Annotated in this window: 4 protein-coding genes and 1 rRNA gene (1 of these 5 running past the window's edge); 1 reads left to right on the forward strand and 4 read right to left on the reverse strand. The window is 48.0% G+C overall.

The genetic code is table 11. From position 1 onward, the window contains the following. Positions 1 to 81 precede the first annotated feature (81 nt). Genes V8Q34_RS20775 through V8Q34_RS20785 form a run of 3 tightly spaced genes read right to left on the reverse strand, consistent with a single transcriptional unit; the run spans position 82 to position 3,279 of the window. Entirely contained in the window at positions 82 to 909 is an 828-nt protein-coding gene (locus tag V8Q34_RS20775; protein WP_335836240.1) for a carbohydrate ABC transporter permease, read from the reverse strand. 1 nt (position 910) lies between these two features. Then, positions 911 to 1,834: a carbohydrate ABC transporter permease gene (locus tag V8Q34_RS20780; protein WP_033143729.1), complete on the reverse strand. Its 924-nt coding sequence runs from the start codon at positions 1,832 to 1,834 to the stop codon at positions 911 to 913. Positions 1,835 to 1,878: 44 nt separating this feature from the next. Then, a complete protein-coding gene (locus V8Q34_RS20785) occupies positions 1,879 to 3,279 on the reverse strand; it encodes an ABC transporter substrate-binding protein (protein WP_033143730.1) in 1,401 nt (466 codons plus the stop codon). A gap of 279 nt (positions 3,280 to 3,558) precedes the next feature. On the opposite strand from V8Q34_RS20785, the gene V8Q34_RS20790 reads away from it, so the two are divergent. Beyond that, positions 3,559 to 4,827 (forward strand): MFS transporter, encoded by a 1,269-nt coding sequence (locus V8Q34_RS20790; protein WP_335836241.1) that lies wholly within the window; start codon positions 3,559 to 3,561, stop codon positions 4,825 to 4,827. Positions 4,828 to 5,072: 245 nt separating this feature from the next. Here V8Q34_RS20790 and V8Q34_RS20795 read toward each other — a convergent pair. After that, positions 5,073 to 6,548, reverse strand: a 23S ribosomal RNA gene (locus tag V8Q34_RS20795); it runs 1,409 nt beyond the window's last position.

The following is a 6,548-nucleotide window of genomic DNA, read 5'->3' on the forward strand; positions in this document are numbered from 1 at the left end:
CTCCTTCTCTTTTGACCGGGGCTGCGGCAGAAACCGCAGCCTCCAAATATGAGCAAGCTTTTGTTTATTATATCACAGTTCCTACTCTTTGACACCTCCGGCTGATATACTGCCGATGATGTATTTGGAACAGAATGCGAACACAATGAGAATCGGGATCACGGAAATAGCAACCGCCAGATAAATGGCTCCTTGGTTTGCCGTGATATCCGTGGATGCATTCAGGGATGCGATCATGACAGGAAGCGTAAATTTTTCCGGTGTGTTCAGTAAGATAAGGGGTATCAGGTAACTGTTCCAGCTTCCGATGAAAGCACCGATCGCCATAGTAGCTATGCCGGGTGACATGAGGGGAAGGATAACTTTATGGAAAATATAGATTTCCTTCGCCCCATCCATCCTGGCCGCCTCAATAAGGGCAGGCTGCAGAGCGCCCTCACAATACTGCCTCAGGAAAAACACGGTGCCGGGAGCGGCAATGGCAGGGAGGATGAGCGGCCAGTAGGTATCGATCATATGCATTTTTGTGATCAGGTCGTAAAATCCTATCATACTGAGCTGGCCCGGTATCATCATGAAAATAATGATGACGCCGCTGATGAATTTGTTTCCCTTAAATTTATACATCACAAGCCCGTAAGCTGCCATGGCAGAGAAATAAGAAGATAACAGTGTGGCCGGAACAGATACTATAAGACTGTTTAAGATTCCCTTGAACAGGTCAAAGTACCCGGACACGGTCTCCCAGTTCTGCGCCAGAGCATTGCTTGGGATCAGTGTAAAGGAATGTACGATCTCGGAACCGCTTCTGGTGGCATTTACCATCATGAGCGCAAAAGGCATCAGGCATATAACAGCCAGAAGGATCAGAATGATGTACAATATACTCTTTTTCGCTTTTGCTGCCATATCAGTTCCCTCCCTTTTTCCTGCCGTACATCACTTTAAACTGCAGTGCGGAAAACAGGAATATGATGATAAACAATACATAGGCAATAGCAGATGCATATCCCACCTGATTTGTCTCAAATCCGAATTTGTAGAGATACATAACAACTGTCTGGGTACTGCCGCTTGGATTTCCCGCCGTACCGCCGCTGATAAGGAACGGAAGGTCAAACATCTGCAGTCCGCCGATTAGTGATGTGATTCCCACATACAGCATAATAGGCTTTAGAAGCGGCAGTGTAATTCTCGTAAAAGTTTTCATCCTCCCTGCCCCGTCGATGGCCGCTGCTTCAAAATAATCTTTTGAAATACCCTGTACCCCTGCCATCAGCATGATAAAGGAGTTGCCAAACCACATCCACGCGCTGATGACGGAGATCACATAGGGGGCTGTGGCCGTGGAGCCAAGCCAGTTGACCGGGCTGCCCACAGCGCCGGAACCCACAAGTATCTGGTTCAGGGTTCCGTATCTCCAGTCCAGCAGTGTTTTGAAGAGAAATGCAACAGATGTTGCCGCGATCAGATTCGGCAGGTAATATAAGGCTCTGAAAACTGCCAGTCCTCTTATCTTATATTTGATATCACTGAACACAATCGTCAGTGCCAAAGCCAGTCCCAATTGCAGGACAATATTTACGCTCCAGATCTTCGCGGTGTTCCACAGGGATCTCCAGAAAAATTTATCCTGAAGAACACGCAGATAATTCACACCTCCCGTCAGCGCCGCATCCCCGAATCCCTTATAATCGGTAAAGCTCAGATAAAATGTCCGAAGCACCGGATAGACGCTGAAAATGATAAATGCAATCACAAACGGAGCAACAAAGAAATAACCGGTTGACTCAATGTTTCTTTTCTTTTTTCCGGGCACAGCCTTTTCTCCCATTTTTTCCCTCTTTTCTATACACAGAACTGTCTGCACAGTTACACTCAGCGCTGGATTTCAATCTCCGGATATGTGGATGCTACTACATCGTAAAATTCATCCACTGCATCCTCTTTTGACTTTTCTCCTGTCTTGATGGAGTCGATGGCCGCTGCCCATGCATCATTTATCTTCTTGTCGTACTTGGTGACTTTAGAATAGTCAATCCCCTCTGCCTGTTCCAGGAAGAACTGGTATAATTTTTCACCGCCGTATACCGTATTTTCATCCTCTTTATGCTTTTCCAGACATGGAAGATAAGATACCACGTCTCCCTGTGAAGCCTCGATCCACCAGTCCAGTGTCTCTTCCGTCAAGGTACAGAATTTCAGGAAATCCCAGGCCAGCTCTTTCTTTTCACTGAGAGCGCTGATGCCTATGTAGGTACCGCCGCTGAATCCGTAAGCAGGACCTGCGCATACTCCCCATTTTCCGGATAAGTCGCCCACATGGTCTCGCATGGTCACCACACCCCAGGCGGGAAGGCCGTAGGCAAAGATCTCTGTTGTCTTTCCGTTCTCAGCAGCTTCCTCCATCTCGGTCTCATCCCATACGTTTGTTTCTTTGTCGATCACCGGCACAGAACCGCCCATAGCCTGATACCAGGTTGTGGACCACTGGGCAACGTATGCTGTCATATCGTTCTGGTAGAGCTTCACGCAGGAGTCAAGATAGTCCATTCTGGCCTGATCTATCTTCAGCTTTCCGTCCTCCACCCAGGCGCTGTCACCGGAAAAATATGTCATCTCCATGTCAGAGGCAAATATTTTGTAGCCGGCATCCCTGAGTGTCTCCCCTGTTGAGAGAATCGTGTCATAATCCTGGAACATGTTACCGATTTCCTCCGGGTCATCCGTCCCAAACACTTTCTCTGCAATATCCCTTCTGTAAAAAACACCGCAGGGAGTGATCTGATAGGAGATTGCTCTCTGCACGCCGTCTGCGTCTTTTCCCACATCCCACACATAGTCTACGATCTTATCCGCATAGTCCTGGGCATTGTAAGGCTCCTGATCCAAATCCTCGAAATATCCCGCCTCGTACATATCCTCCAGCATCTGCGGTTCCCCTACAATGATATCCGGAGTGGTCTGTTTTCCGCGCATGGCTGTCTGTATCTTTGTGGGATAATCTGCAGGTGCGATGGTCACAGTTTCTATCTGTACATCCGGGTTCTTTTCACAGTAGCGCTCAGCAAACTGTTTCAGGTCATCCGCCAGTGTCCACACGACCAGCTTTTCAGAGGCATCCTTTTTCCCCGCTGTAGCCGCCGCCTCATTTTTCGTCTCCTCTGTGCTGTCAGATGTACTGCCCTTTGCACTTCCCCCGTTTCCTGAACCACATGCCGTCATGGAAACCGCCATCAGACCGGCCAGTGTAAATGCCGCTGCTCTTTTCATTCTCATACTTTTCATTCCTCCTGTTTTTTATTCTGCACGCTTTATGGTGCTGCTTCCTTTTGAGATGGCTTTATTATATCTCCGGCCTTTTCCTCACATAATGGCCCAAATTTTAATCTGGTGTCATTTTTTTAGAAACGCCTGATTTTCTGAGCATAACGACTGTTTCCATGGTGAAATTTTGTTGAATTTTAAGAGATTATCTGCTTTACTTAAAGGCTGCCTTTCCTTATAATGAAAAAAGATTCTCTATAATATTACGATGAAAAGGAACGCTTACTCATTATGAAATCTTACCCCTTAAGAAACAGAATCCGAAACCATGTTCTGGTACAGACCTTCCTCCAGCTGAAAGGGAACCCTAAATGGTCTATCTGCACAGAGCCTCTTTGGTTCATCCCTTATTCCCTCTTTTCCCCGTATCAGGCACTTTATATGCGGAAGATCGGGCTTTCCAGCCTGGAGATCGGGACTACCCTCTCACTTGGTTTTCTGCTGCAGGTTTTCTTTGCATTTATCGGAGGCGCCCTGACTGACAAAATGGGGCGGCGCAGGGCAACTGTGATCTTTGACACCATCTCCTGGAGTATCCCCTGTTTTATATGGGCCTTCTCCCAGAATTTCTGGCATTTTCTGATTGCGGCTGCCATCAACGCCTCCTTTCAGATCACCAATACTTCCTGGAACTGCCTGTTTATTGAGGACTGTCCCCCGGAGCATATTACCAATGCATTTACCCTGATACAGATATGCGGTATGCTCTCTGTATTCTTCGCACCACTTTCCATCTGGCTGCTGAAAATATATGATCTGGTACCTGTATTTCGCGTGATCTTCTTCCTGTCAGGAATATCCATGACAGCCAAATTTGTTCTTCTTTACAAATTCGGAGGTGAAACCAAGATTGGCCGGCAGCGAATGGAAGAGACTAAGAATATGTCCTATTTTTCCATGCTGACCGGATATAAGGAAATCTTCATGCAGATCCTGCGCTCATCCAGGATGCGCCTTGTGGTCTACATTATGACTTTAACCAATATACTTCTGATTGCGACTACTAACTTTTTTTCACTCTACATAACAGAGAGTCTGCATATCTCAGAAGAACTGGTGGCTGTATTTCCGCTCATAAGGACTGTGATCATGATCCTCTTCGTGGTGTTCCTGCAGAATCTGTTTCACCGGCTCAAGATCAGAAACTCCATGATCATCGGATTTTTTATTTACATAGCCAGCCATATACTCCTGATTCTCTGTCCGCAGAAAAACCTCCTGCTGGTTATGCTGTACACAATCCTGGAATCCTCCGCTTACGCTATTGTCATTCCCAGGAAAGACGCGCTTATGGCACTGTTCGTAGATGAAAAGGAGCGTTCCAGAATATATGCACTTTATAACATGCTGATGATTGCCCTTTCCGTTCCCTTCGGCAGCCTGATCGGATGGTTCTATGACCTGAATCCGGCCTATCCCTTCTATTTCAATATCTGTATTTTCCTTTTAGGGCTGGCGCTTCTGTCCTTCTCCAAAGATCTGAAGCGTGAAAAACATTGATCTGATTTATGAGCAGACAAAAAAATCCACAGTACACTTGTAATACTGGTGTACTGTGGATTTTTTCGTATTCTGCCCTTTGCTGCCGGATATATTTCTGTTCATTATTTCTGTAAAATAAAAAATCCTATAAACATCAAATCATGTTCATAGGATATCATGTACATATCTTTTATGTACCTTCAAAACCGCATATACAAAACTCAAAAACCTTTTTTCAACTCCGCCGTTCGCACTTCCGTGCTCAGGTCAAGCCCTCGACCGATTAGTAGCAGTCAGCTCCATACATTGCTGCACTTCCACCTCTGCCCTATCTACCTCGTCGTCTTCAAGGGGTCTTACTTCTTTAAAGAATGGGATATCTCATCTTGAGGGGGGCTTCACGCTTAGATGCCTTCAGCGTTTATCCCTTCCAGGCTTGGCTACCCTGCCATGCAGTTGGCACTGCAACAGGTACACCAGCGGCCCGTCCATCCCGGTCCTCTCGTACTAAGGACAGCTCCTCTCAAATATCCTACGCCCACGCCGGATAGGGACCGAACTGTCTCACGACGTTCTGAACCCAGCTCGCGTACCGCTTTAATGGGCGAACAGCCCAACCCTTGGGACCTACTACAGCCCCAGGATGCGATGAGCCGACATCGAGGTGCCAAACCACTCCGTCGATGTGAACTCTTGGGAGTGATAAGCCTGTTATCCCCAGGGTAGCTTTTATCCGTTGAGCGATGGCATTCCCACTTAATACCACCGGATCACTAAGCCCTACTTTCGTACCTGCTCCACCCGTCGGTGTCGCAGTCAAGCTCCCTTCTGCCTTTGCACTCTGCGAATGGTTTCCAACCATTCTGAGGGAACCTTTGGGCGCCTCCGATACTCTTTCGGAGGCGACCGCCCCAGTCAAACTCCCCGCCTGGCATTGTCCCACCGCCGGCTAACGGCGGCTGGTTAGAAGCCCAATACTGCAAGGGTGGTATCCCAACATCGGCTCCATGGCAACTGGCGTCACCACTTCTTAGCCTCCCACCTATCCTGTACATGCAATACCGGACCCCAGTACCAAACTGGAGTAAAGCTCCATGGGGTCTTTCCGTCCTGGCGCAGGTAACCAGCATCTTCACTGGTACTTCAATTTCACCGGATGCATTGCCGAGACAGCGCTCAAATCATTACGCCTTTCGTGCGGGTCGGAACTTACCCGACAAGGAATTTCGCTACCTTAGGACCGTTATAGTTACGGCCGCCGTTTACTGGGGCTTAAATTCAATGCTTCGTTTCCTGACATCTCCTCTTAACCTTCCAGCACCGGGCAGGCGTCAGCCCATATACCTCACCTTTCGGTTTCGCATAGACCTGTGTTTTTGCTAAACAGTTGCTTGAGCCTATTCTCTGCGGCCATCTCTCGATGGCACCCCTTCTCCCGAAGTTACGGGGTCATTTTGCCGAGTTCCTTGGCAATGCTTCTTCCGTCGGCCTTAGGATTCTCTCCTCATCCACCTGTGTCGGTTTACGGTACGGGTACGATATGAACAATAGCGGCTTTTCTTGACGCATGGCTCACACACTTCCCTACTTTAGTTCGGTCCGCATCACGCCTTCGGGTTGCCTGGCGGTTTTTCCTACCAGACCCCTACCTCGCTTGCCCCGGGATTCCATTCCCGGGTTGTGCTCTCCACACGTGTCCCCACAGTTCTGTCATATCGCAGTACAGGAATCTCAACCTG

It is taken from the genome of Blautia sp. JLR.GB0024, assembly GCF_037000545.1.
Lineage (GTDB): Bacteria > Bacillota > Clostridia > Lachnospirales > Lachnospiraceae > Blautia > Blautia celeris.